The organism is Streptomyces sp. NPDC047000, from assembly GCF_040644295.1.
In the GTDB taxonomy this organism is placed as follows: domain Bacteria; phylum Actinomycetota; class Actinomycetes; order Streptomycetales; family Streptomycetaceae; genus Streptomyces.
Genome location: NZ_JBEYWE010000002.1, coordinates 472,150 through 493,631, shown reverse-complemented (window position 1 = coordinate 493,631; position 21,482 = coordinate 472,150). Strand labels below are relative to the sequence as shown.

The following is a 21,482-nucleotide window of genomic DNA, read 5'->3' as shown; positions in this document are numbered from 1 at the left end:
GCTCTCACCAGCCCACTGCCAGCGCCACCAGCAGGACGACCAGGCCGGCGAAGCCGTAGCCGAGGTAGCGGTGGACACTTCCGTTCGCCAGCCCGCGGGCCGCCTGTCCCGCACCGGCCAGCGCCCGCAGGACCGGCCCGTACAGGCGGTGTTCGATCCGGTCGGGCACGCGGCGCTGGTAGCGCACCCGCTCCACCAGGTACGCCGATTCGCGTACCGGTGTGACGTCGAGGTTCTGTTCGGGTGCGAGGACGTCGTCGAAGACCCGCTGGAGCGGTTCGGCGAACGAGGTCGCGGTGTAGGCCATGCGCGGGGTCGGGAGTCCGCCCCCGCAGTCCCAGAGCCGGGCGTCCGTCCGGCGCCGGCGGCGTCCGTAGAGCCGGGGCAGTCCCACGGCCAGGACGATCGCGGCGGTCAGCGCGGCCACCACCCACACGGGTGACAGCGAGGCGGAGATGTCCGCGAGCCGCAGCCGCACTCCGCCACCCGACACCGCGCCGTCGCCGGACCCCGCGCCGGTACCCGGCAGTCCGGCAGCGGTCACGGCACGGTCGAGGCCGTCGCCCAGCAGTCCCGGGACCAGCGCGAGCGCCACGCACGCGGCGGCCAGCAGCCCCATCCCGGCGATCATCAGGGGCGGCGCCTCCCGGGCGTCGTCGGCCTGGGGGCTGCGCGGCCGGGCGAAGAAGCCGACTCCGAGCGCCTTGACGAACGCGGCGGCGGCGATGCCGGCCGACAGGGCGATCAGTGCCACCGACAGCGGCAGGACGACGGCCACCGCGGCGCCCGGTACCTGGAGTCCGTGGATCAGGGACTGCAACAGCAGCCACTCGCTGATGAATCCGTTGCCCGGTGGCAGCGCCACCGCGCCGAGTGCGGCCAGCGCGAACAGTCCCGCGGTGGCCGGCATCCGTGCCCGCAGGCCGCCCAGCCGGTCGAGGTCCCGCACCCCGGTGGCCCGCACGACCGATCCCGCCGCGCAGAACAGCAGCGATTTGAACGCCGCGTGGTTGATCACGTGGAGCAGCGCGGCGGCCAGGGCCAGCGCGGCGAGCGGCCCGTCGCCGTGGGACACGAAGAGCCCCGACGCCCCGACCCCGATCAGGACCAGGCCCATGTTCTCGCTGGTCGAGTAGGCCAGCAGCCGCTTCAGGTCGGAGGCCATCGCGGCCTGCAGGATCCCGTACACCGCGCTGATCCCGCCGACCGCCATCAGCCCCAGCCACCACCACGCCGGTCCGCCGCCGAGCAGGTCGAGGCCGGTGCGGACGAGGCCGTAGACACCGAGGTTGACCATGGCCGCGCTCATCAGCGCCGAGACGGGGCTGGGCGCCTCGGGATGCGCGCGCGGCAGCCAGGCGTGCAGCGGGACCGCGCCCGCCTTCGACGTGAACGCCGCCGCCGTCAGGACGAACACCAGACCGCGCAGGGCCGGTGGGATGCCGTGCGCGCCCGCCCGCAGCGCGGTGAAGGTCTCGCCGCCGGCCTGCGCGGCGAACAGCGCGAGTCCGGCGAGCAGCAGCACCAGGCCGAGGTGCGTCATCACCGCGTACCAGACGCCCGCCTGCCGTACCGAGGCGCGTTCCCGGTGTTCGGCCTGCACCAGCAGCAGCGAGGCGAGCGCCATCAGCTCCCACAGCACGAGGAAGGTGGACACCGACGCCGCCACGGGGACCAGGACCAGCGTGAGCGCGAACAGCGGCAGCACCGTCTGCGCCGTACGGGAGCCCAGGCCGTGCGAGCCGTGCCCGGACGCGTAGCCGATGCCGTACACGGCGACCGCCGTCACGACGGCCCCCGCCACCGCCATGAACAGACCGGCCAGGGCGTCCACCGCCACATGCGCACCGGCCAGCGGGAGCAGCCCGGGGAGCGCGGCCGTCCAGCGGCTTCCGCCGAGTGCGGCGATGCCCGCCGCGCAGCCCCCCGCTCCGACGCCGACCGTCAGGACTCCCACGACCGGGACGCGGAGGCGGTACGGCAGGGCGAGGCCCGCGAACGCGCCCGCGCCGCCCAGTGCGGTGGCCGCCGTGAGGGCGGCCGGGATCAGGCTCACCGTCCGGTCACTCTCCGCAGCGCCGCGACGATCCGCTCCGGCTCCGGCGGGCAGCCGGGCACGGCCAGATCCACGGGTACGACGTCGGAGGCGGCGCCCTCGATGCCGTAACCGCCCGCGAACTCACCGCAGTCGATCGCGCAGTCGCCGACCGCGACCACCAGGCGCGGCTCACCCAGCGCGGCGACCGTGCGCCGCAGCGGCTCGGCCATGTTCCGGGTCACGGGCCCGGTCACCAGGACCACGTCCGCGTGCCGGGGCGAGGCCACCAGCCGGGCGCCGTACCGCTCGGCGTCGTGCACCGGGTTGAAGGCCGCCGCGATCTCGATCTCACAGCCGTTGCAGGAGCCCGCGTCCACGCACCGCACCTGCACCGAGCCGCCGAACTCGCGGGCCTGGGGCAGGGTTTCCCCTTCCGGGCGCGGCGGCGGGGGCTCGGCCACCCGCCCGGTGGTACGGATCTTGCGCAACAGGCCCATGAGCCCTTCCTGACACGGTGAGTTACTTCACTTCTCGGATGCGGTTCTCGAATGCACCACTCGGGTGCCGTGCCTCAAGAGCGTTCGCCCAAGAGGCCGTTGTTCACGACGAAGGCTTCGCCTCGCCCTGCGCGGCCTGCAACTCCGCGAGGAGCTCGGCCTGCCCGGTCAGCACCCCGGACAGGATGACGCGGGCCACCCGCAGCAGTTCGGCCACGTGCGGGCTGGTCAGCGAGTAGTACACGGTCGAGCCCTCCTTGCGGGTCACCACGAGGTTGGCCCGGCGCAGGACGGCCAGTTGCTGCGAGAGGTGGGCGGGTTCTATACCCACCTCGGGCAGCATCTCTGCGACCGCGTGCTCGCGTTCGCTCAGCAGCTCCAGGACCCGGATGCGGGCCGGGTGGCCGAGGGTCTTGAAGAACTCGGCTTTCAGCTGGTAGATCGGCGTACTCACCGTGCCGTCGCCTCCCCCGCCCGACGGCACGGCCCCACCGGCCGGAACTCGGCCCATCGTTTCCACCCAGTCATCTCGAACATGCGAACCATCCTCGCCTGCGGCACCCTGCCGCGCCGAACCCGCGAGCGAGGACCGGGCCACCGGACCGGAGTCCACGACCTCAGCAGTTGCTAATATTAGCAACTGCTGACACATGCTCCGCCCACCGGCCTCCCGGTGCAGCCGGCAGGGCAAAAAATCAGGGGCCTGACCCCGAAGAGTCAGACCCCTTTTGAGCTGCGCGTTCGCCCGATCGGCGATGGGGTGCCCCAGCACCCGCCAGACGTACAGACGCTCAGACGCACAGGCGCTCAGGCGCTCAGGCGCTCAGACGTTGAAGCGGAACTCCACCACGTCGCCGTCCTGCATCACGTACTCCTTGCCTTCCATGCGGGCCTTGCCCTTGGCTCGGGCCTCGGGGACCGAGCCGGTCTCGACCAGGTCGTGGAAGGAGATGACCTCCGCCTTGATGAAGCCCTTCTGGAAGTCGGTGTGGATCACACCGGCGGCCTCGGGGGCGGTGGCGCCCTTCTTGATGGTCCAGGCGCGGGATTCCTTCGGGCCTGCGGTCAGGTAGGTCTGGAGGCCCAGGGTGTCGAAGCCGACGCGGGCCAGGGTGGCGAGGCCCGGCTCGTGCTGGCCGACGGACTCCAGGAGTTCCAGGGCCTCCTCCTCGTCCAGTTCGGCGAGGTCGGCCTCCAGTTTGGCGTCCAGGAAGATCGCCTCGGCGGGGGCGACGAGGGCGCGCTGGGCCTCCTTGAAGTCGTCGTCGGCCAGTTCGTCCTCGTCGACGTTGAAGACGTAGAGGAAGGGCTTGGTGGTGAGGAGGTGCAGGTCGTGGAGGGGTTCGGCGCGCTCCGTGCCCTGGACCAGGCCGTGGGCGAACAGCGTGTCGCCCCTCTCCAGGATCTCCTTCGCCTCCTCGACCGCCTTGACCTTCGGCGCCGTGTCCTTCTTGATCCGGGACTCCTTCTGGAGGCGCGGCAGGACCTTCTCGATGGTCTGGAGGTCGGCCAGGATCAGCTCGGTGTTGATCGTCTCGATGTCGCTCTTCGGCGAGACCTTGCCGTCCACGTGCACGACGTTGTCGTCCTTGAAGGCCCGGATGACCTGGCAGATCGCGTCCGACTCACGGATGTTCGCCAGGAACTTGTTGCCCAGGCCCTCGCCCTCGCTCGCGCCCCGCACGATGCCCGCGATGTCCACGAAGTCGACCGTGGCCGGAAGGATGCGCTGCGAACCGAAGATCTCGGCCAGCTTCGTGAGGCGCGTGTCCGGGACACCGACCACGCCGACGTTCGGCTCGATCGTCGCGAACGGGTAGTTGGCCGCGAGCACGTCGTTCTTGGTCAGGGCGTTGAAAAGGGTCGACTTGCCGACATTCGGCAGGCCGACGATTCCGATCGTGAGCGACACGTTGCGTCTTCCCGTACGTGAGAGGGCGAGGGTGAGCGGGGGGCCGGGGCGGCCGATCCCCCAGTTTACGGCCTGTCCGAGTCCGGTCCGTGGGGCCCGGGCGGACGGGCCCGGGACCGGCAAGGTCTCGGCCAACGCCCGCTCTACGGCGTGTCTGAAGGGCGATTCGGCACATAAACAGACCTAGGTTGGTCCTGTGGAGCAACCCAGAGGTCGACCGAAGCAGCGAGCGGTGGCCGGTCTGCCGCCGCAGGCCCGGCGCGGAACCGGTGCGGGCAGCCGTCCCGGCCCCGGTTCCGGCCCCGGTTCCGGTTCCGGGGCCACCGCCGGTGCCGTCGGCGGTGCCGGTGCGGCTGCCGCTGCCCGTGCCGCTGCCGGAGGGGTGGTGCGGCGGGTGCCGGGCGCCGGGGTGCGGGGCGCGCAGGGGCGATCGGGGGCGCGTACCGCGGCTCCGGGAGCGGCCCGGGGGACGGCGGCTCCGGGGCCCCGGCTCACCGGGCTCGGCGGCGGGCTGTTCTGCTGCGCGGTGATGTTCCTGCTCGGCCTCGTCGACCAGGTCCTCTTCGGGGCTTCGCTCACCGTCTACGGCGTGCTGTTCCTGCCGGTGAGCGTGCTGACCGCCCTGTGGGTGCGCGGCGGCGACGTACTCACCGCGCCCGTCGTCGTACCGATCGGCTTCGCGGTGGGCCTGGTGGCCGTCGCCGCCTCCGGCGACGGCACCGCCGGGCGGCTGATGGGCCTGGTCACCGCCCTGGCCACCCAGGCCGGGTGGCTCTACGGCGGCACGCTGATCGCCGGCGTGATCGTACTGGTGAGGCGGGCGCGGATCGTGGGGCAGCGGCGGCGGGGCAACGGCGGCGGCTGAAGCACCCAGCGCGACGCTGAGGGGCGGGGCGCGACGAGACGCCGGGGTTCACGCCGGCCGTGCCCGGCGTCGTCAGCCGTGCTGTTCCGCCGCGTACATCGCCGCGCCCACGATCCCCGCGTTGTTCAGCAGCTGCGCCGGGACGATCTCCGCCCTGATGCCCTTGACGTACGGCAGGAACTTCTCGGACTTACGGCTCACGCCGCCGCCTATGACGAACAGCTCCGGCGAGAACAGCATCTCCACATGGGCGAGGTACCTCTGGACGCGGCGCGCCCAGTGCTCCCACGTGAGGTCGCCGTCCTCCTTGGCCTTGCTGGACGCCCGCGTCTCCGCGTCGTGGCCGTTCAGCTCCAGGTGGCCCAGTTCGGTGTTCGGGACCAGGACGCCGTCCACGAAGACGGCGCTGCCGATGCCCGTACCGAAGGTCAGCAGCACGACCGTGCCCTTGCGGTCCCGGCCCGCGCCGAAGTGCATCTCGGCCACGCCCGCCGCGTCCGCGTCGTTGACCACCGTCACCGGCAGCCCGCCGAGCCGGTCGCTGAACAGCGTGCCCGCGTCCGTGTCTATCCAGCTCTTGTCGACGTTGGCCGCCGTGCGGATCGTCGAACCTCCCGTCACCACTCCCGGGAAGGTGAGGCCCACCGGGCCGGTCCAGCCGAAATGCTCGACGACCTGCCGCACTCCGTCGGCCACACCGTCGGGAGTCGCGGGCTGCGGGGTGAGCACCCTGTGGCGCTCTGCCGCCAGATCGCCCATGTCCAGGTCCACCGGGGCACCCTTGATACCCGAACCGCCGATGTCCAAGCCGAAGATCTTCATGGACATACGTTACGGCCTTCCGGTGACGGTCTCTTCCCCAACGCGTGCCCGGCAGGGCCCCGCCGCGCCGCTCACGCCTCCGGCGTGCCCGTGCCGCCGCGCTCCGCGGCCAGCGCCGCCGCCTCCGCGCGCAGATCCCGGCGCAGCTCCTTCGGCAGCGAGAACGTGATGGACTCCTCCGCAGCCCTGACCAGCTCGACATCGCCGTAGCCGCGCTCCGCGAGCCACTCCAGGACCTCCTCGACCAGCACCTCGGGCACCGACGCCCCCGAGGTCACGCCGACCGTGGTGACGCCCTCCAGCCATGCCTCGTCGATCTCGCTCGCGAAGTCCACGAGGTGCGCGTCCCGCGCGCCGGCCAGCTTGGCGACCTCGACGAGCCGCTTGGAGTTGGACGAGTTGCGGGAGCCGACCACGACCACCAGGTCCGCCTCGGCGCCCATCTGCTTCACGGCGAGCTGACGGTTCTGCGTGGCGTAGCAGATGTCGTCGCTCGGCGGGGAGATGAGCTGCGGGAACTTCTGCTTCAGCGCGTCGACCGTCTCCATCGTCTCGTCGACGGAGAGCGTGGTCTGCGACAGCCACACGACCCTGGACGGGTCGCGCACCTCCACCTTGGCGGCATCGGCCGGGCCGTCCACCAGCTGGATGTGGTCCGGGGCCTCGCCGGAGGTGCCGATGACCTCCTCGTGGCCCTCGTGGCCGATCAGGAGGATGTCGTAGTCCTCGTTGGCGAACCGGACGGCCTCCTTGTGGACCTTGGTGACCAGCGGGCACGTCGCGTCGATGGTGGCCAGGCTGCCCCGCGCGGCCTCCTCGCGGACGACCGGGGCGATGCCGTGCGCGGAGAACATCACGATGTTCCCCGGCGGGACCTCCTCGGTCCGCTCGACGAAGATCGCGCCCTTCTTCTCCAGGGTCTGCACGACGTACTTGTTGTGGACGATCTCGTGCCGGACGTAGACGGGCGCGCCGTACTGCTCCAGGGCTTTCTCGACGGCGATCACGGCGCGGTCCACACCCGCGCAGTAGCCCCGGGGAGCGGCGAGCAGGACACGGCGGCCGGACGAAGCGGTCGGCGAAGCAGTCATGGTGACCATCGTAAGGCCGCGCCCGGAGGGCCGGAGATCGCCGGGTGAGCCGGAGGGCCGCCGGGCGGACCGCCGGGCGGACCGCCGGGCGGGCGGGGCCGTCGGCGCGGGGCGGCCGGTCGGCTCCGTGTGCCGGGGCCGTTGTCGGTGGCGGCGGCTACGCTCGCGGGCATGGCTCTCAACACGTCCGCCGAGACCCCGCTGCCCGTCGGCGAGGTGTCCCGGCTCATCGGGGGGTGGATCGACCGGCTCGGCGCGGTGTGGGTCGAGGGGCAGATCACCCAGCTGTCGCGGCGGCCGGGCGCGGGCGTCGTGTTCCTGACGCTGCGCGATCCGTCGTACGACATCTCGGTCGGCGTCACCTGCTTCCGACAGGTGTTCGACACCGTGGCCGACGTGGTGAGCGAGGGCGCACGCGTGGTCGTCCTGGCCAAGCCCGAGTGGTACGCGCCGCGCGGGCAGCTGTCGCTGCGGGCCACCGAGATACGGCCCGTGGGCGTCGGCGAGCTGCTGGCCCGGCTGGAGCTGCTGAAGAAGACGCTGGCGGCGGAGGGGCTGTTCGCGGCGGACCGCAAGAAGCCGTTGCCCTTTCTGCCGCAGCTGATCGGGCTGGTGTGCGGGCGGGCCTCCGCGGCCGAGCGGGACGTGCTGGAGAACGCCCGGCGCCGCTGGCCCGCGGTCCGCTTCGAGGTGCGCAACGTTCCGGTGCAGGGCGTGCACGCCGTACCGCAGGTGGTGCAGGCGGTGAAGGAGCTCGACGCGCTCGACGAGGTGGACGTGATCATCGTCGCGCGCGGCGGCGGCAGCGTCGAGGATCTGCTGCCGTTCTCCGACGAGCAGCTGGTCCGCGCGGTCGCCGCCTGCCGTACGCCGGTCGTGTCCGCCATCGGGCACGAGCCCGACACCCCGCTGCTCGACTACGTGGCCGATCTGCGCGCCTCCACCCCGACCGACGCGGCGAAGAAGGTCGTACCGGACGTGGGCGAGGAGCTGGAGCGGGTACGGCAGCTGCGCGACCGGGCGCGGCGGTGCCTGGTGGGGCTCGTCGAGCGGGAGGAGCGGGGGCTGGCGCAGGCGCTGGCCCGGCCGTCGATACAGAATCCGCACCGGATGATCGACGAGCGGGAGGAGCAGGTCGGGGCGCTCGTCGAACGGTCCCGGCGCACCCTCGGGCATCTCCTCGACCGTGCCGACTCGGAGCTGACGCACACGCACGCGCGCGTGGTGGCCCTCTCCCCCGCCGCGACCCTCCAGCGCGGGTACGCGGTGCTCCAGCGGGCCGGCGGCCACGTGGTGCGCGATCCGGCCGACGTGGCGGTGGACGACACGCTGCGGGCACGGGTGGCCGCGGGCGAGTTCACGGTGCGCGTCAGCGCGACGGAGGTCGCGGACGGTGCGGACGGCCCGGACGGCGGGGTGGGCCGCGGAGCCGCAGAGCAGTAGCAGAGCAGCGAGCAGAGCAACAGCAGCAGACGGTCAGGCAGCCGGCCGGGCAGACGGCCGGACCGGATTTCTTCAGGTGGGTGCATGAGCGGCAAGACAGGCACGGACGCGGGCGCGGACACGGGCGCGGTCCTCGGCTACGAGCAGGCGCGCGACGAGCTGATCGACGTCGTACGGCGGCTGGAGGCGGGCGGTACGTCGCTGGAGGAGTCCCTCGCCCTCTGGGAGCGGGGGGAGGAGCTGGCCCAGGTGTGCCGGAGGTGGCTGGAGGGCGCCCGCGCCCGGCTGGACGCGGCTCTCGCCGGGGAGCGGGAGGACGGAACGGACGGGGCGGACGGGACGGGGAGCGGATCCGAGTAGACGACGGGTGCCGGGGAAGGAACACACGGCCGGGGGCGGGCAGATGGGCGAGGGCCGCGGGGAGAGGTGTGAGGCGGGTCACCGCCCTCCGACATTTGATTGAAACTTGAACTTCCTTGTCGTACGGTCGGTGATGTCAGCCGGTCCGGCCCCCACCGGTCCGGGCGAACATCCCGAGGAAGATTCTTCATGTCTCTCGCTCTTGACCCTGCCGCTCAGGACCTGCTGTTCCGCGAGGCCCGCACCGCGAACACCTTCACCGACGAGCCGGTGACCGAGGAGCAGGTCCAGGCGATCTACGACCTGGTCAAGTTCGGCCCGACCTCGATGAACCAGTCGCCGCTGCGGATCACGCTGGTCCGCTCCCCCGAGGCCCGCGAACGCCTGGTGAAGCACCTGTCCGAGGGCAACCAGAAGAAGACCGCCGCCGCCCCGCTGGTCGCGATCCTCTCCGCGGACAACGAGTTCCACGAGGAGCTGCCGGCGCTCTTCCCGCACTTCCCGCAGGCCAAGGACATGTTCGCCGGTGACCGTTCGGTGCGGGAGAAGAACGCCGCGCTGAACGCCTCGCTCCAGGCGGCGTACTTCATCATCGGCGTCCGTGCCGCCGGTCTCGCCGCCGGCCCGATGACCGGTCTGGACTTCGAGGGCGTCCGCAAGGAGTTCCTCGACGAGGACCACACCCCGCTGATGGTGGTCAACATCGGCCGTCCGGGCCCCGACGCCTGGTTCCCGCGCTCGCCCCGCCTGTCCTACGAGCAGGTCGTCACGACCGTCTGAGACCGGCACCGCGCGACATCGCGCGACGAGGGCCCCCGGCTGCGGTTTCCGCCGGGGGCCCTCGTGCGTCTTCTCACGGCACGCGCCGTGGGGCCGTCATGCCAGCTTCAGCGCCCGCACCATCTCCGTCAGCTGTGCGAAGGAGCCCGTGCCCGCGACCACCGTCGTCGAGCCCTTGCCCTCCTCGGCCGCCTCGGCGCCCTTGGCGTCGGCCAGGACGAGGGCGTCGTAGCGTCCGCCGGTATAGCGGATCCAGGTACGGCCGCCGATCTCCTCGGTCACCTTCGTGGCGCTCGCCCCCTGGCTGGCGTCGTCGATGAAGGCGGACCGCTTCTGAGTCGACTGCTCGATCGCCACGTACTGACCGTCGGGGGCCTGGAACCCGAGGTGCCAGGCGTCGTAGGCGTCGCCGCGGAAACGGACGGAGGTCGCCTTCCAGGTCGTCGGCAGCTCCTCGGGAGCGGCCACCGGGTAGCTCGCCGCGCGCCGGGCCGTGAGCAGTTCGACGCGGTAGTCGACGCGCTTGATGTCCGGAGCGTGATCGTCGTGCGGGACGAAGACGTAGATGAGCGCCGCCGCGATCCCGATGAGGCCCAGGGAAAGGACCATGTCCCGGACCGTCTTCTGCTTGCCGTTCGAACCTGCCACGCCCCCATCGTCGCAGGTGCCCTGCCCGCTCATCCGTGGGGGGTTCTGCTCATTTTGTATGCCTGGGGATAGAGTCGTGGCCAAAGCCCTCATCCGGCCGTCGTCGTTCCAGAAAGGTGCGCTCCGATGACCGAGAACCATAATCTGCCCTCTGAGCTGGAAGTTCCCTCAGAAGCCCCCGACCGTAACCTCGCCCTCGAACTCGTCCGGGTGACCGAGGCCGCCGCCATGGCCGCGGGCCGGTGGGTCGGCCGCGGCGACAAGAACGGCGCCGACGGTGCCGCCGTGCGTGCCATGCGGACCCTCGTCTCGACCGTCTCGATGAACGGCGTCGTCGTCATCGGTGAGGGCGAGAAGGACAAGGCGCCGATGCTCTTCAACGGAGAACGCATCGGCGACGGCACCGGACCCGAGTGCGACATCGCCGTCGACCCGATCGACGGCACCACGCTGGCCGCCAAGGGCATGCCCAACGCCATCGCGGTGCTCGCCGCCGCCGACCGCGGGTCCATGTTCGACCCGTCCGCCGTGTTCTACATGGACAAGCTGGTCACCGGCCCGGAGGCCGCCGACTTCGTCGACATCGACGCGCCCGTGGCCGTCAACATCCGCCGGATCGCCAAGGCCAAGCGGTCCACGCCCGAGGACGTCACCGTCGTCATCCTCGACCGGCCCCGGCACGACGGCCTCGTCAAGGAGGTACGGGAGGCCGGGGCGCGCATCAAGCTCATCTCCGACGGCGACGTCGCCGGGTCGATCTACGCACTGCGCGAAGGGACCGGCGTCGACCTGCTGCTGGGCGTCGGCGGCACGCCCGAGGGCATCATCTCGGCCTGCGCCGTGAAGTGCCTCGGCGGCACCATCCAGGGCAAGCTGTGGCCCAAGGACGACGCGGAGCGGCAGCGGGCGATCGACGCGGGGCACGACCTCGACCGGGTGCTCATGACCGACGACCTCGTCTCCGGGGAGAACGTGTTCTTCGTCGCCACCGGGATCACCGACGGGGAGCTGCTGCACGGGGTGCGCTACCGCTCGGAGACGGCTGTCACGGACTCCATCGTGATGCGGTCGAAGTCGGGGACCGTGCGGAAGATCGTCTCCGAGCATCGGCTGAGCAAGCTGCGGGCGTATTCGGCGATCGACTTCGACCGAGCGAAGTAGCCTGCGGCCGGCTTGCGGGGTGGGGTTGGTGGGGCGTCCCCGGTGCGGTGGGGGCGCCCCCCGGCCCTTTCGCGTTGACGCGGGTGCGTTGTTCGGGTGCGGGTGCGTCGTGGCCGGTCGCGCAGTTCCCCGCGCCCCTTGAGGGGGTTGGTCCGGGCGGAGTCGCCAGGTGGACGCCCCCTCAGGGAGTCTGCGGGCGGAGTTGCCAGGTGGACGTCCCTTGAGGGTTGGTTCGGGGGGAGTCGCCAGGTAGACGTGCCCCTGCGAGGGTCGGGTGGGGGTGGGGGTCAGCCGGCTTGGGCTATGCGGGTGGTGGTTCTTGCCGCTTTTTTCAGTTCCATCTCGCGGCGCCTGCGGCGGGCCAGGACCACGCGGCGCTCGGCGGCGGTGAGGCCGCCCCAGACGCCGTAGGGCTCGGGTTGCAGCAGTGCGTGTTCGCGGCACTCGACCATCACCGGACAGCGGGCGCAGACCCTCTTGGCCGCCTCCTCACGGGACAGGCGTGCCGCGGTGGGCTCCTTGGACGGCGCGAAGAACAGGCCTGCCTCGTCGCGGCGGCACACCGCCTCGGTGTGCCACGGGGCGTCTTGGTCCCTGTCCCGCACTGGCGTCCGCTGCGCCGGAACGGCAGCTACCTGCAGGGACGAATGCGGCGGTTGCGGCACGGTCTACTCCTGACGACGGCTTCGCGAGCGAGAGGCGACGCAGCAAGCCCTACCCGCTGTGGGCGCGCCTATGCACAGGGTCCCGAACGGCCGGACCGCGGTGGCTCGTTCGCGCAACCGCGCGCCGGAGCCCGACCGTCGTACGCGGGGCGCCCGTGAACACTGCCGAACACGGCCCGGCCGATTCCTTTCACCACCCGCCGCATTCACAACCGTCAACGGTCGAAATGTTTGCGCAACGCCTTGTCGACCTTGTACTGCACCCGGTCGAGGATGTCCGCGACGGTCTTGCCGCGCTTGGGCCGCGCGTCCACGGTGCCGAGCACGGCCCAGCCGTCGATGTAGACCACGGGCGCGTCCGGCTCGATCGAGTCCAGGGTGCGGACGTCGAAGGTGCCCAGCACGCCCCCGCCCGTGCCGCGCAGCGAGATGTTCTCCGGGACCCGGACGTCGACCGTGCCGAACACCGAGATCGCCTTGATGACGACATGCTGGTACTCGAAGATCGCCTCGCTCAGATCGATCTCCACGGTGCCGAATATGGCGTACGCGTGCAGCCGCCGGCCCGCGCGCCAGCGGCCCTTGCGCGTGGCGCTGCTGAACACGGCGACAACGTTGGCGTCCGCGTCGTGGGGTATCGCGCCGGGGACGGGGCGCGGCGGTACGGGGATGTAGCCGGGGGCGGCGGCCCCCTGGTGGGCGGCGGGCAGGTCCCGGATGAAGACCTCGAGTTCGCCGACCGTCTTGGCGTGCAGCACCCCCTCGACCCGCTCGGCGTGCTCGTCGGCCGTGAGGCGGCCCTCGGCGAGGGCCTCGCGGAGGATGTCGGCGACGCGGTCGCGCTCGGCGTCGGAGGCGCGCAGCTCGGAAGCGCGCAGCTCGGCGGCGGGCGGCGCCGCGGGCGTACGCGCCCCCGGACCCGTACCGCCGCCGACGCCCGTACCACCGCCGGCACCCGTGCCGCCGCCCCCGCCCGTGCCCGTGGCCGCGCGTTCCTGCTGAGGTTGCTTCTGAAGGTCCACGGACAGCAGCGTACCGAAACGCGATAGATCGCGACTAGGCCTGTGGACGGCCGGTCGGCCGAATTCCTGCTGAGCCCTACCTCACAGCTGCCGCGCCGGACCCACGTCCTACGCTGGAGGGCGCTGCCGATGGAGGCCGCACCTGCCTGCCGAGTGAGGAATGGGCCAGATGCCTGAGTTCGCGTACACCGATCTGCTTCCCCTGGGAGAGGACACGACCCCGTACCGGCTGGTGACAGCGGAGGGCGTCAGCACCTTCGAGGCCGACGGGCGGACGTTCCTCAAGGTGGAGCCGGAGGCGCTGCGCAAGCTGGCCGAAGAGGCGATCCACGACATCCAGCACTACCTCCGCCCCGCCCACCTCTCCCAGCTGCGTCGCATCATCGACGACCCGGAGGCCTCGGCCAACGACAAGTTCGTCGCCCTGGACCTGCTGAAGAACGCGAACATCGCGGCGGCGGGCGTGCTGCCGATGTGCCAGGACACCGGTACGGCGATCGTCATGGGCAAGCGGGGGCAGCACGTCCTGACCGAGGGCGGCGACGAGGAGGCGCTCAGCCGGGGGATCTACGACGCCTACACCCGGCTCAACCTGCGCTACTCGCAGATGGCCCCGCTGACCATGTGGGAGGAGAAGAACACCGGCTCCAACCTCCCCGCGCAGATCGAGCTGTACGCCACCGACGGCGGCGCGTACAAGTTCCTGTTCATGGCGAAGGGCGGCGGCTCCGCCAACAAGTCGTTCCTCTACCAGGAGACCAAGGCCGTCCTCAACGAGGGCGCCATGATGAGGTTCCTGGAGGAGAAGATCCGTTCGCTGGGTACGGCCGCCTGCCCGCCGTACCACCTCGCGATCGTCGTCGGCGGTACGTCGGCGGAGTACGCGCTGAAGACCGCCAAGTACGCCTCCGCGCACTACCTGGACGAGCTGCCCTCCGAGGGTTCGGGGCTGGGGAACGGGTTCCGGGACAAGGAGCTGGAGGAGAAGGTCTTCGAGCTGACGCAGAGGATCGGGATCGGCGCGCAGTTCGGCGGCAAGTACTTCTGCCACGACGTGCGCGTGGTGCGGCTGCCCCGGCACGGCGCGTCCTGCCCGGTCGCCATCGCCGTGTCGTGCTCCGCGGACCGGCAGGCCGTCGCGAAGATCACCGCCGAGGGCGTCTTCCTGGAGCAGCTGGAGACCGATCCCGCGCGGTTCCTGCCGGAGACGACGGACGAGCACCTCGACGCCGGCGGCGAGGGCGACGTCGTGCGCATCGACCTCAACCAGCCCATGGACGCGATCCTCGCCGAGCTGACCAGGTACCCGGTGAAGACCCGGCTCTCGCTGTCCGGGCCGCTGGTCGTGGCGCGGGACATCGCGCACGCCAAGATCAAGGAGCGGCTGGACGCGGGCGAGGCGATGCCGCAGTACCTGAAGGACCACCCGGTGTACTACGCCGGGCCCGCGAAGACGCCCGAGGGGTACGCCTCCGGGTCCTTCGGGCCGACCACGGCCGGGCGGATGGACTCCTACGTGGAGCAGTTCCAGGCGGCGGGCGGCTCCCGGGTGATGCTCGCCAAGGGGAACCGGAGCCGGCAGGTCACGGACGCGTGTGCCGCGCACGGGGGGTTCTATCTGGGGTCCATCGGCGGACCCGCGGCCCGGCTGGCGCAGGACTGCATCAAGAAGGTCGAGGTCGTGGAGTACGAGGAGCTGGGGATGGAGGCGGTGTGGAAGATCGAGGTCGAGGACTTCCCGGCGTTCGTCGTCGTCGACGACAAGGGGAACGACTTCTTCAGCCCGCAAGAACTCTCCAAGCCGACGTTCACAAGCATTCCGGTGCGTCAGGCGTGACCTGAGCCTAAGGCACTTCTCACGCCCCCGCCGGTCCGACCGGCGGGGGCGTTGTCGTGCTGTCGCCCGGCAACGGCCCGCCCTGGCCACCGAGTGCTTACAGCAGTGATCCCCGCAACGCGCCAACGTCCGGGGACCCGACACCCAAGAGGCACATCTTCCGTGCGCGTACACCGTACCGCCCTGCGCTCCCGCTATATCCAGATCCCCAACATCATCGCGCCGCACGACCGCCTCTCTCTCAAAGCCGTGGGCCTGTTGGTAAGACTCTTCTCTCTGCCTGACGGCAGCGGCGCCACCGTTGAGAAGGTTGCGGCTCTGGTCCCAAACGGCCGACGCTCCGTCGTCAACGCAATGAACGAGCTGGTCGAGGCTGGCTATGTCCGGCGTGCCAAGCTCCAAGACCCCGAGACCGGCCGTTGGGTCACCATCGCGACCGTCTCGGATGCTCCGGAGACTGCTGGTCCCCCGAGTGACCGCATGCCGACGGTCGGGGGGCGACCGGTCGGGCGGTCGGCGGTTCTCCCGTAGGGAGTGAGACGGACGGCAAAGACACAACCACTCCCACCCCCGATCAGGCTCAGGACATGGCCCCGGTCGTCCCTCAGAGCGTCGAGAAGGGTGGGGAGAGGGAAGACGCCTTCGTTCGCAAGATCAGTCGCGAGATGGCCCGTGAGGGTCGCCGCATCCTGGAGCGGTTGAGCCCGCACACGAAGTTGCCGCTGTCCGACCGAGACATCGACCGCCTGGCCCCCAAGGTGGTGCCGTGGCTGCGCGAGGACTACCGCAGCGAGGACATCCTTCGATGTCTCACCCAGAACCTTCCCGAGCGCGTCGAATCGGTCCCTGGACTGATCACTCACCGGCTGAAGAGCTTCACTCCGGAGCGAATCGTCCAGGCTGCCGCTCAGGCGTCCTCACGACCCGTTGAGCAGGCTCACTGCGAAGTCTGTGAGGCCCGTTCCGTCTCGGCTGCCAGGGCAGCGTCTGCCGCTCCTGTGCTGACGAACTCAGCCGCGCTGCCGTGCGCATGACGCTCGACCACGTCGACAGCAAGGGGAATTGAAGTGAGTCAGATCTTGAGTGTTCGGAAGTCCGCTGCTACGGAAGCGGCTCTGTCTGACATCCTTCGGCTGTCCACGGCCGAGACTGCCTCTGCTGCTGTCACACAGGCTCTGAGTCTCTACACGGCATGGTTGAAGCTTGCTCTCGGTACGGCCGTCGTCGCGAGCGGCCACACGCGTCGTACACCGTCATATGTTGTCCCGGCAGGGCGTCACACACCACCCCGTCGGAGCGTTTACACGCCGTCCGCTGGAGTACCGGCCGACCGGGTCTGAGAACGAGCAAGACTCCCCGCACCGGATGGTGCAGGGGGCCTGTGGTCTCTACGCGCCTATCAGCGGTCGTTGATCTCCCACCATCCGGGCGTCACCTTTGGCAGCGGCCCCACAGGCTTCGTTGCCGTCGCCCGCTTCTCGGCGGCTGGACGCAACCACGACTGAGGCGCTTTCGCCTCCAACGCACTGCGTGCCGCACCGCCTCGGAGTGGAGTCCTGAGTCTCTTCCGCATGCACGGCTTACAGAAGTACCCCTCCGGGTACGGCTTCGACCTCGCCACGTTGCTGCACCGCTGGCACTTAAACAACTGCCCACCCCTTGTAGCATTCGAGCACTACTCGCGCCCCCACCAGGGATGATGTCTGAAACGCGGCACGGGCGCACCCCCTCGCTCTCTGGGCGCACAACAACCGTTCCGCGGCCGCTCAGGCGGCCGTCTGTTGCCCGATGGGCGCCATGTTCAACGGCTGCACGAACCCGGTCCCCTGGCCGTTCGGCAGCGGAGGGAGATCCTCCAGGGCCCGGACTTCGTCCCGGCTCATGAAGCCATTACTACTGAGCGTTTGGTCCTGTTTTCGGGTACTGTCTTACGGTTTTCTCGCCTCGGCGGCCGGAGGCTGGAGGGGTCGATGAGGCGTCCGTCCGCTGTGTGCAAGCAGAGGCTTGTTTCACCCCGGCTCCTCCTGTCTCATCCCGACAAGCGCCTGACTGCTGCTTTTTGGACACCGGCCGAACCAGCCGCCGCACGGTACATCGGAAACATGACCCCACGCGGCAGCTACCCCAGCGACCTGTCCGACGCCCACCGGGAGCTGACAGAGCCGACCCTCACGGCCTGGCGTGCCAAGCGACGCCGACATGCCCTGGAGATCGGACGCCCGCCCGAGCACGACCTGCGGCACATCATGAATGCGATCCTGTATGTGGACCGCACCGGGATCCCATGGTGCTACCTCCCGCACGACTTCACCCCGTGGGCCACGGTGTGCGGCTACTTCGCCAAGTGGGACCGGGACGGCATCTTCGTGCAGCTCACCGGGCTGCTCCGGCGCCTGGTCCGCGAGGCCGAGGGACGCGACGGCGAACCCTCGGCCTGCGTACCGGACTCCCAGAGCATCAAGACCTCCGCCAACGTGCACCTGAAAGATCAGGGCACCGATGCCGGCAAGCGCATCATCAGGCGCAAGCGGCACCTGGGCTGCGACACACTCGGCCTGCTCCTGACCGTCCTGGTCACCGCCGCCAGCGTGTCCGGCACCGCGGCCGGAGTCCACCTGCTGTCCCGCACAGCCGCCGCCCGTCCGGGCGTGCGCAAAGCCTGGGTGGACGCCGGCTACCGCACCACCGCCATCGACCACGGCGCCCGCCCCGGCATCGATGTCCAGCCCGTCCAACGCCCACCGGGCACCCAAGGGTTCGTAGTGATCCCACGACGCTGGACCATCGAACGCAGCATCGGCCGGCTCATGCACCACCGCCGCCTCGCCCGTGACTACGAAACCCACCCGCACCGCTCCGAAGCCATGATTCACCTCGCAATGATCGACCTCATGACCCGCCGCCTCACCGACGAAGCCACACCCAACTGGTGCTGCACCTGACCTGCCGGGACCAAACGCTCAATAAACGCTGCCCAGTGCAACCGTTTAAACGGCCCGAAACTCAAGACATGAGAACGGCCCCCGAAGCGTTTACACACAACGAGGACCGTTCTCTGCTTGCCGCTATTTCCGCTCATAAGGCATTCGGCGAGGGAGGATATATTCCGCCTCCGGCTCCACCCACAGGTACCCCTCGGGAACGTGCAGGCCGATCTCTTCGGCGATCTCCGCCAGTTCCGGCATCTTCACGACCGCCCGGCGGTTGCCATCCTCCGTGGGACCGACGTGAACGGTGATCCCGTGACGCTGCAGGAACACCCGCTTCTGTTCGTCGTCCTTCGTGGCCCACTCCTCGGCGTAGGTGCGCCCCGTGGTGATCCACGCGGGGGCCTCCTCGGCGGCTTTGATCTCTGCCCGCAGCCTCTCGACCTTCGCGGACTGGAACCCGTGCTGCCCCCAGTACCGCTCGACCTGAACATCAGTCTTGAAGCGGCCAGCGAGGTAGTCGGCTTCCAGGCGATCGAGGGTCCCTTCGGCGTTGGTGAGTTCCACCTTCATCTGAGAGATCGCGTTCCCCGCACGCTCCGTGACGGGCAACGACCCGAGCACGGTGTTCACGAAGACGCCCACCGCTTGGTCAAGGTCGTCCCTACGGATGCGCCCGGGGTTCGGGCAAGTGCCCGTGTTGACGGCGTTACACCCGTAGTAGTGGTGCACTCGGCCGGTCGGCTTCGTCTTCTTGTTGGACGACATCCGAGAGCCGCACCCCAGACACACGGCCACACCCCCGAGCATCGAGCGTGAAGGCGTGGTCCGCCGGACAGGCCGGTCGCTCTTGAGTGATGCGACCAGCTCCGCCCACTCGGCGTACTCCATGAGCGGTCGGTCCGTGATGCGGACGTGCTCGCCGTTCTCGTCGACGACGTTCTCGCCCTTGTACGTATAGATGCCGGCCACCGTGGGGTTCATGACGACGACCCGCACGGCGTTGCTCGTCCAGTCGATGCCCCGCGGTTCTTCGCCCTTCACGATGCGCAGATGATCCCTCCAGGTGGGCACTCCCCGCTTGTTCAGATCCACCGCGATCTTGTAGCTCGACCAATCGCCCTTGAGACGCTCGACGATCTCTTGGAACAGAGCCGCGTAGGTGGGGTCTTGGGCGAGCTTCTTCCCGCCGCCCTCCTGCCGCTCGAAGTGGTATCCGAACGGCTCGACTCCCCCGATCCACACTCCCTTTGCCTTGCGGGCCTGAGAGCCCGAGAGCGCACGCGCTCGGATGGTGTCCAGCTCGCCCTCGGCGAAGGCCGCGATGATCTGCGCGAACATCTTCCCCATAGGGGTGCTCATGTCAATGCCCTCGGTCACGGACACGATGGTCTTCCCGTGCTTCTGGCACCACTCGAAGACCTCGGCGAAGTGACCAGCTTTGCGGCTCAGCCGGTCCAGCTTCCAGACGGCCAGCACATCCCAGTCGTCCGCCCGCTCCGAGAACCACGGACCGAGACCGGGCCGCTTGAAGGGGTGCATCGCACCGGACACGTCCAGGTCCTCGGCGAAGCCAACTATGCGGCCGTCTACTGCTGGCCCCGAAGTCCAGTGCTCGACCGCGTGCTTCTGCTTCTCGGGACTGGTGGTGTCGTCCTTGAGAATGGAGAGGCGAACGGTTCCCAGAACCCTCGGGCGCTTGACCATGCCTCCATAGTACGGTTTATTCCCGCGAACTACATAAATCGAACGACTTCTTCCAGAATCCCACGCCCCGGCCGATGTTCACGTCGATCCCGGTCCGGGGGCGCTGCCCACCGGGCCCCGGGCCCCCGCTCCTCTTCTCCGCGAACTCCCTCAGAGGGGAAGCCCCGGGAAGGACTTCCCGGGGCTTCCCGGAGGGGCTCGAGGAGCGGAATAGCCCGGAGGGACGGTGTGCTGATCCTTTCGGAGGTGGTCCGCCGTGGGCGCTGACGGGTTTCGGGTCGAGCGGGATTCGATGGGCGACGTGAACGTGCCCTCCTGGGCCAAGTGGCGGGCCCAGACCCAGCGGGCCGTCGAGAACTTCCCGGTCTCCGGGCAGCGCATCGAGCGGGCGCACATCGAGGCCCTCGCCCGTGTCAAGGCGGCCGCCGCCGAGGTCAACGCCCGGCTGGGCGTGATCGACGAGGACGTCGCCCGGGCCGTCCGGGAGGCCGCCGAGGACGTCGCCTCCGGCGGGTGGGACGAGCACTTCCCCGTCGACGTGTTCCAGACCGGCTCCGGGACCTCGTCCCACATGAACGCGAACGAGGTCATCGCCACCCTCGCGTCGGAACGGCTCGGGCGGGACGTCCATCCCAACGATCACGTCAACGCGTCGCAGTCGTCCAACGACGTCTTCCCGGCCTCGATCCACATCGCCGCCGTCTCGGCCGTCGTCCACGACCTCGTTCCCGCACTGGAGCGTCTCGCCGTCGCCCTGGAGCGGAAGAGCGCCGAGTTCTCGGATGTCGTGAAGTCCGGGCGCACCCATCTCATGGACGCCACGCCCGTGACCCTCGGGCAGGAGTTCGGCGGGTACGCCGCCCAGATGCGCCACGGCGTCGAGCGGCTGCGTGCCGCCCTGCCCCGGCTCGCCGAGCTGCCGCTCGGGGGGACGGCCGTCGGGACCGGGATCAACACCCCGCCCGGGTTCGCCGCCGCCGTCATCGAGGAGGTCGCCCGGGTGACGGGGCTGCCGTTCACCGAGGCCCGCGATCATTTCGAGGCGCAGGGGGCCCGGGACGCCGTCGTCGAGGTCAGCGGGCAGCTGAAGACCGTCGCGGTGGGGCTGACGAAGATCGCCAACGATCTGCGGTGGATGGCCTCCGGGCCGCGCACCGGGCTCGCCGAGATCGTCCTCCCCGATCTCCAGCCGGGGTCGTCCATCATGCCGGGCAAGGTCAACCCGGTCGTACCGGAGGCCGTGCTCATGGTCGCCGCCCAGGTCATCGGCAACGACGTGACGATCACCACCGCCGGTGCCGCCGGGAACTTCGAACTCAACGCCATGCTCCCGGTCATCGCGAAGAACGTGCTGGAGTCCGTCCGGCTGCTCGCCAACTCGGCCCGGCTGCTCGCCGACCGCACCGTCGACGGGATCACCGCCCGGCGGGAACGGGCCCTCGAGTACGCCGAGTCGTCCGCCTCCGTCGTCACCCCCCTCAACCGGTACATCGGGTACGAGGAGGCCGCCGAGGTCGCCAAGAAGGCGCTCGCCGAGGAGAAGACGATCCGTCAGGTGGTCCTGGAGCGCGGCTACGTGGAACGCGGCGCGCTGACGGTCGAGCAGCTCGACCGGGCGCTGGATGTCCTGCGGATGACGCGTCCGTGACGGATCGCGCACCCGGCACCCCTGTCGTGTGAACCGTCCCGGGATTCCCCCGCGTCGCA

General features: G+C 70.1%; 19 protein-coding genes. 9 read left to right on the top strand and 10 right to left on the bottom strand.

From position 1 onward, the window contains the following. Positions 1 to 4: 4 nt before the first annotated feature. The 4 genes from ABZ862_RS05565 to ychF form a co-directional block, all read right to left on the bottom strand. Positions 5 to 2,056, bottom strand: a complete 2,052-nt coding sequence (locus ABZ862_RS05565; protein ID WP_360952657.1) for a proton-conducting transporter membrane subunit — start codon at positions 2,054 to 2,056, stop codon at positions 5 to 7. Then, complete coding sequence (locus ABZ862_RS05560; RefSeq protein ID WP_360952654.1) at positions 2,053 to 2,535, bottom strand: oxidoreductase; 483 nt, start codon at positions 2,533 to 2,535, stop codon at positions 2,053 to 2,055. The genes ABZ862_RS05565 and ABZ862_RS05560 overlap by 4 nt, the downstream gene beginning before the upstream one ends. Positions 2,536 to 2,638: 103 nt before the next feature. Further along, a complete protein-coding gene (locus ABZ862_RS05555) occupies positions 2,639 to 2,989 on the bottom strand; it encodes a metalloregulator ArsR/SmtB family transcription factor (protein WP_360952651.1) in 351 nt (116 codons plus the stop codon). A 369-nt stretch (positions 2,990 to 3,358) separates the two neighbouring features. After that, positions 3,359 to 4,447 carry a redox-regulated ATPase YchF gene (gene ychF, locus ABZ862_RS05550; protein ID WP_360952648.1) on the bottom strand — a complete coding sequence of 363 codons (1,089 nt, stop codon included), beginning with the start codon at positions 4,445 to 4,447 and terminating at the stop codon, positions 3,359 to 3,361. 196 nt (positions 4,448 to 4,643) lie between these two features. Between ychF and ABZ862_RS05545 the strand changes: the two genes are divergently transcribed. Further along, positions 4,644 to 5,312 carry a DUF6542 domain-containing protein gene (locus ABZ862_RS05545; protein WP_360952645.1) on the top strand — a complete coding sequence of 223 codons (669 nt, stop codon included), beginning with the start codon at positions 4,644 to 4,646 and terminating at the stop codon, positions 5,310 to 5,312. 72 nt (positions 5,313 to 5,384) lie between these two features. Here the strand turns inward: ABZ862_RS05545 and ppgK are convergent, their stop codons facing one another. Further along, complete coding sequence (gene ppgK, locus ABZ862_RS05540; RefSeq protein ID WP_360952642.1) at positions 5,385 to 6,134, bottom strand: polyphosphate--glucose phosphotransferase; 750 nt, start codon at positions 6,132 to 6,134, stop codon at positions 5,385 to 5,387. Between the two features lie 71 nt (positions 6,135 to 6,205). Next, entirely contained in the window at positions 6,206 to 7,225 is a 1,020-nt protein-coding gene (locus tag ABZ862_RS05535; protein WP_360952639.1) for a 4-hydroxy-3-methylbut-2-enyl diphosphate reductase, read from the bottom strand. A 171-nt stretch (positions 7,226 to 7,396) separates the two neighbouring features. On the opposite strand from ABZ862_RS05535, the gene xseA reads away from it, so the two are divergent. The 3 genes from xseA to ABZ862_RS05520 all read left to right on the top strand — a co-directional run bounded on the left by xseA (position 7,397) and on the right by ABZ862_RS05520 (position 9,808). Beyond that, on the top strand, positions 7,397 to 8,668 hold the full coding sequence (gene xseA / locus ABZ862_RS05530) for an exodeoxyribonuclease VII large subunit (RefSeq protein ID WP_360952636.1): 1,272 nt from the start codon (positions 7,397 to 7,399) through the stop codon (positions 8,666 to 8,668). Positions 8,669 to 8,752: 84 nt separating this feature from the next. Then, on the top strand, positions 8,753 to 9,028 hold the full coding sequence (locus ABZ862_RS05525) for an exodeoxyribonuclease VII small subunit (protein WP_360952633.1): 276 nt from the start codon (positions 8,753 to 8,755) through the stop codon (positions 9,026 to 9,028). Between the two features lie 189 nt (positions 9,029 to 9,217). Then, a complete protein-coding gene (locus tag ABZ862_RS05520; RefSeq protein WP_360952630.1) occupies positions 9,218 to 9,808 on the top strand; it encodes a malonic semialdehyde reductase in 591 nt (196 codons plus the stop codon). Between the two features lie 96 nt (positions 9,809 to 9,904). Here the strand turns inward: ABZ862_RS05520 and ABZ862_RS05515 are convergent, their stop codons facing one another. Then, the gene (locus tag ABZ862_RS05515; RefSeq protein WP_360952627.1) at positions 9,905 to 10,456 is read right to left on the bottom strand and encodes a DUF4245 domain-containing protein; all 552 of its coding nucleotides are present in this window, start codon (positions 10,454 to 10,456) and stop codon (positions 9,905 to 9,907) included. Positions 10,457 to 10,582: 126 nt separating this feature from the next. On the opposite strand from ABZ862_RS05515, the gene glpX reads away from it, so the two are divergent. Next, complete coding sequence (gene glpX / locus ABZ862_RS05510) at positions 10,583 to 11,617, top strand: class II fructose-bisphosphatase (protein WP_360952624.1); 1,035 nt, start codon at positions 10,583 to 10,585, stop codon at positions 11,615 to 11,617. 287 nt (positions 11,618 to 11,904) lie between these two features. Here glpX and ABZ862_RS05505 read toward each other — a convergent pair whose 3' ends face one another. Continuing rightward, a complete protein-coding gene (locus ABZ862_RS05505) occupies positions 11,905 to 12,282 on the bottom strand; it encodes a WhiB family transcriptional regulator (protein ID WP_360952621.1) in 378 nt (125 codons plus the stop codon). Positions 12,283 to 12,497: 215 nt separating this feature from the next. Next, the gene (locus ABZ862_RS05500; RefSeq protein ID WP_360953107.1) at positions 12,498 to 13,160 is read right to left on the bottom strand and encodes a DUF1707 domain-containing protein; all 663 of its coding nucleotides are present in this window, start codon (positions 13,158 to 13,160) and stop codon (positions 12,498 to 12,500) included. Positions 13,161 to 13,473: 313 nt separating this feature from the next. On the opposite strand from ABZ862_RS05500, the gene ABZ862_RS05495 reads away from it, so the two are divergent. From ABZ862_RS05495 to ABZ862_RS05485, 3 genes are all read left to right on the top strand, one after another. After that, positions 13,474 to 15,141, top strand: coding sequence for a fumarate hydratase (locus ABZ862_RS05495; RefSeq protein WP_360952618.1), 1,668 nt, complete (start codon positions 13,474 to 13,476; stop codon positions 15,139 to 15,141). Positions 15,142 to 15,728: 587 nt separating this feature from the next. Continuing rightward, entirely contained in the window at positions 15,729 to 16,175 is a 447-nt protein-coding gene (locus ABZ862_RS05490; protein ID WP_360952615.1) for a hypothetical protein, read from the top strand. 1,068 nt (positions 16,176 to 17,243) lie between these two features. After that, positions 17,244 to 18,083 (top strand): IS5 family transposase, encoded by an 840-nt coding sequence (locus ABZ862_RS05485; protein WP_360952612.1) that lies wholly within the window; start codon positions 17,244 to 17,246, stop codon positions 18,081 to 18,083. A gap of 123 nt (positions 18,084 to 18,206) precedes the next feature. Here the strand turns inward: ABZ862_RS05485 and ABZ862_RS05480 are convergent, their stop codons facing one another. Further along, positions 18,207 to 19,775 carry a recombinase family protein gene (locus ABZ862_RS05480; RefSeq protein ID WP_360952609.1) on the bottom strand — a complete coding sequence of 523 codons (1,569 nt, stop codon included), beginning with the start codon at positions 19,773 to 19,775 and terminating at the stop codon, positions 18,207 to 18,209. A 256-nt stretch (positions 19,776 to 20,031) separates the two neighbouring features. Between ABZ862_RS05480 and ABZ862_RS05475 the strand changes: the two genes are divergently transcribed. Then, positions 20,032 to 21,423: a class II fumarate hydratase gene (locus tag ABZ862_RS05475; protein WP_360952606.1), complete on the top strand. Its 1,392-nt coding sequence runs from the start codon at positions 20,032 to 20,034 to the stop codon at positions 21,421 to 21,423. Positions 21,424 to 21,482: the final 59 nt, after the last annotated feature.

What these genes read in the sequence shown, in the direction of transcription:
- ABZ862_RS05485 (WP_360952612.1), top strand. Translation starts at nt 17,244, where the DNA reads ATGACCCCACGCGGCAGCTACCCCAGCGACCTGTCCGACGCCCACCGG.
- ABZ862_RS05480 (WP_360952609.1), bottom strand. Translation starts at nt 19,775, where the DNA reads ATGGTCAAGCGCCCGAGGGTTCTGGGAACCGTTCGCCTCTCCATTCTC.
- ABZ862_RS05490 (WP_360952615.1), top strand. Translation starts at nt 15,729, where the DNA reads ATGGCCCCGGTCGTCCCTCAGAGCGTCGAGAAGGGTGGGGAGAGGGAA.
- ABZ862_RS05560 (WP_360952654.1), bottom strand. Translation starts at nt 2,535, where the DNA reads ATGGGCCTGTTGCGCAAGATCCGTACCACCGGGCGGGTGGCCGAGCCC.
- ABZ862_RS05495 (WP_360952618.1), top strand. Translation starts at nt 13,474, where the DNA reads ATGCCTGAGTTCGCGTACACCGATCTGCTTCCCCTGGGAGAGGACACG.
- glpX (WP_360952624.1), top strand. Translation starts at nt 10,583, where the DNA reads ATGACCGAGAACCATAATCTGCCCTCTGAGCTGGAAGTTCCCTCAGAA.
- ABZ862_RS05525 (WP_360952633.1), top strand. Translation starts at nt 8,753, where the DNA reads ATGAGCGGCAAGACAGGCACGGACGCGGGCGCGGACACGGGCGCGGTC.
- ppgK (WP_360952642.1), bottom strand. Translation starts at nt 6,134, where the DNA reads ATGAAGATCTTCGGCTTGGACATCGGCGGTTCGGGTATCAAGGGTGCC.
- ABZ862_RS05535 (WP_360952639.1), bottom strand. Translation starts at nt 7,225, where the DNA reads ATGACTGCTTCGCCGACCGCTTCGTCCGGCCGCCGTGTCCTGCTCGCC.
- ABZ862_RS05520 (WP_360952630.1), top strand. Translation starts at nt 9,218, where the DNA reads ATGTCTCTCGCTCTTGACCCTGCCGCTCAGGACCTGCTGTTCCGCGAG.
- xseA (WP_360952636.1), top strand. Translation starts at nt 7,397, where the DNA reads ATGGCTCTCAACACGTCCGCCGAGACCCCGCTGCCCGTCGGCGAGGTG.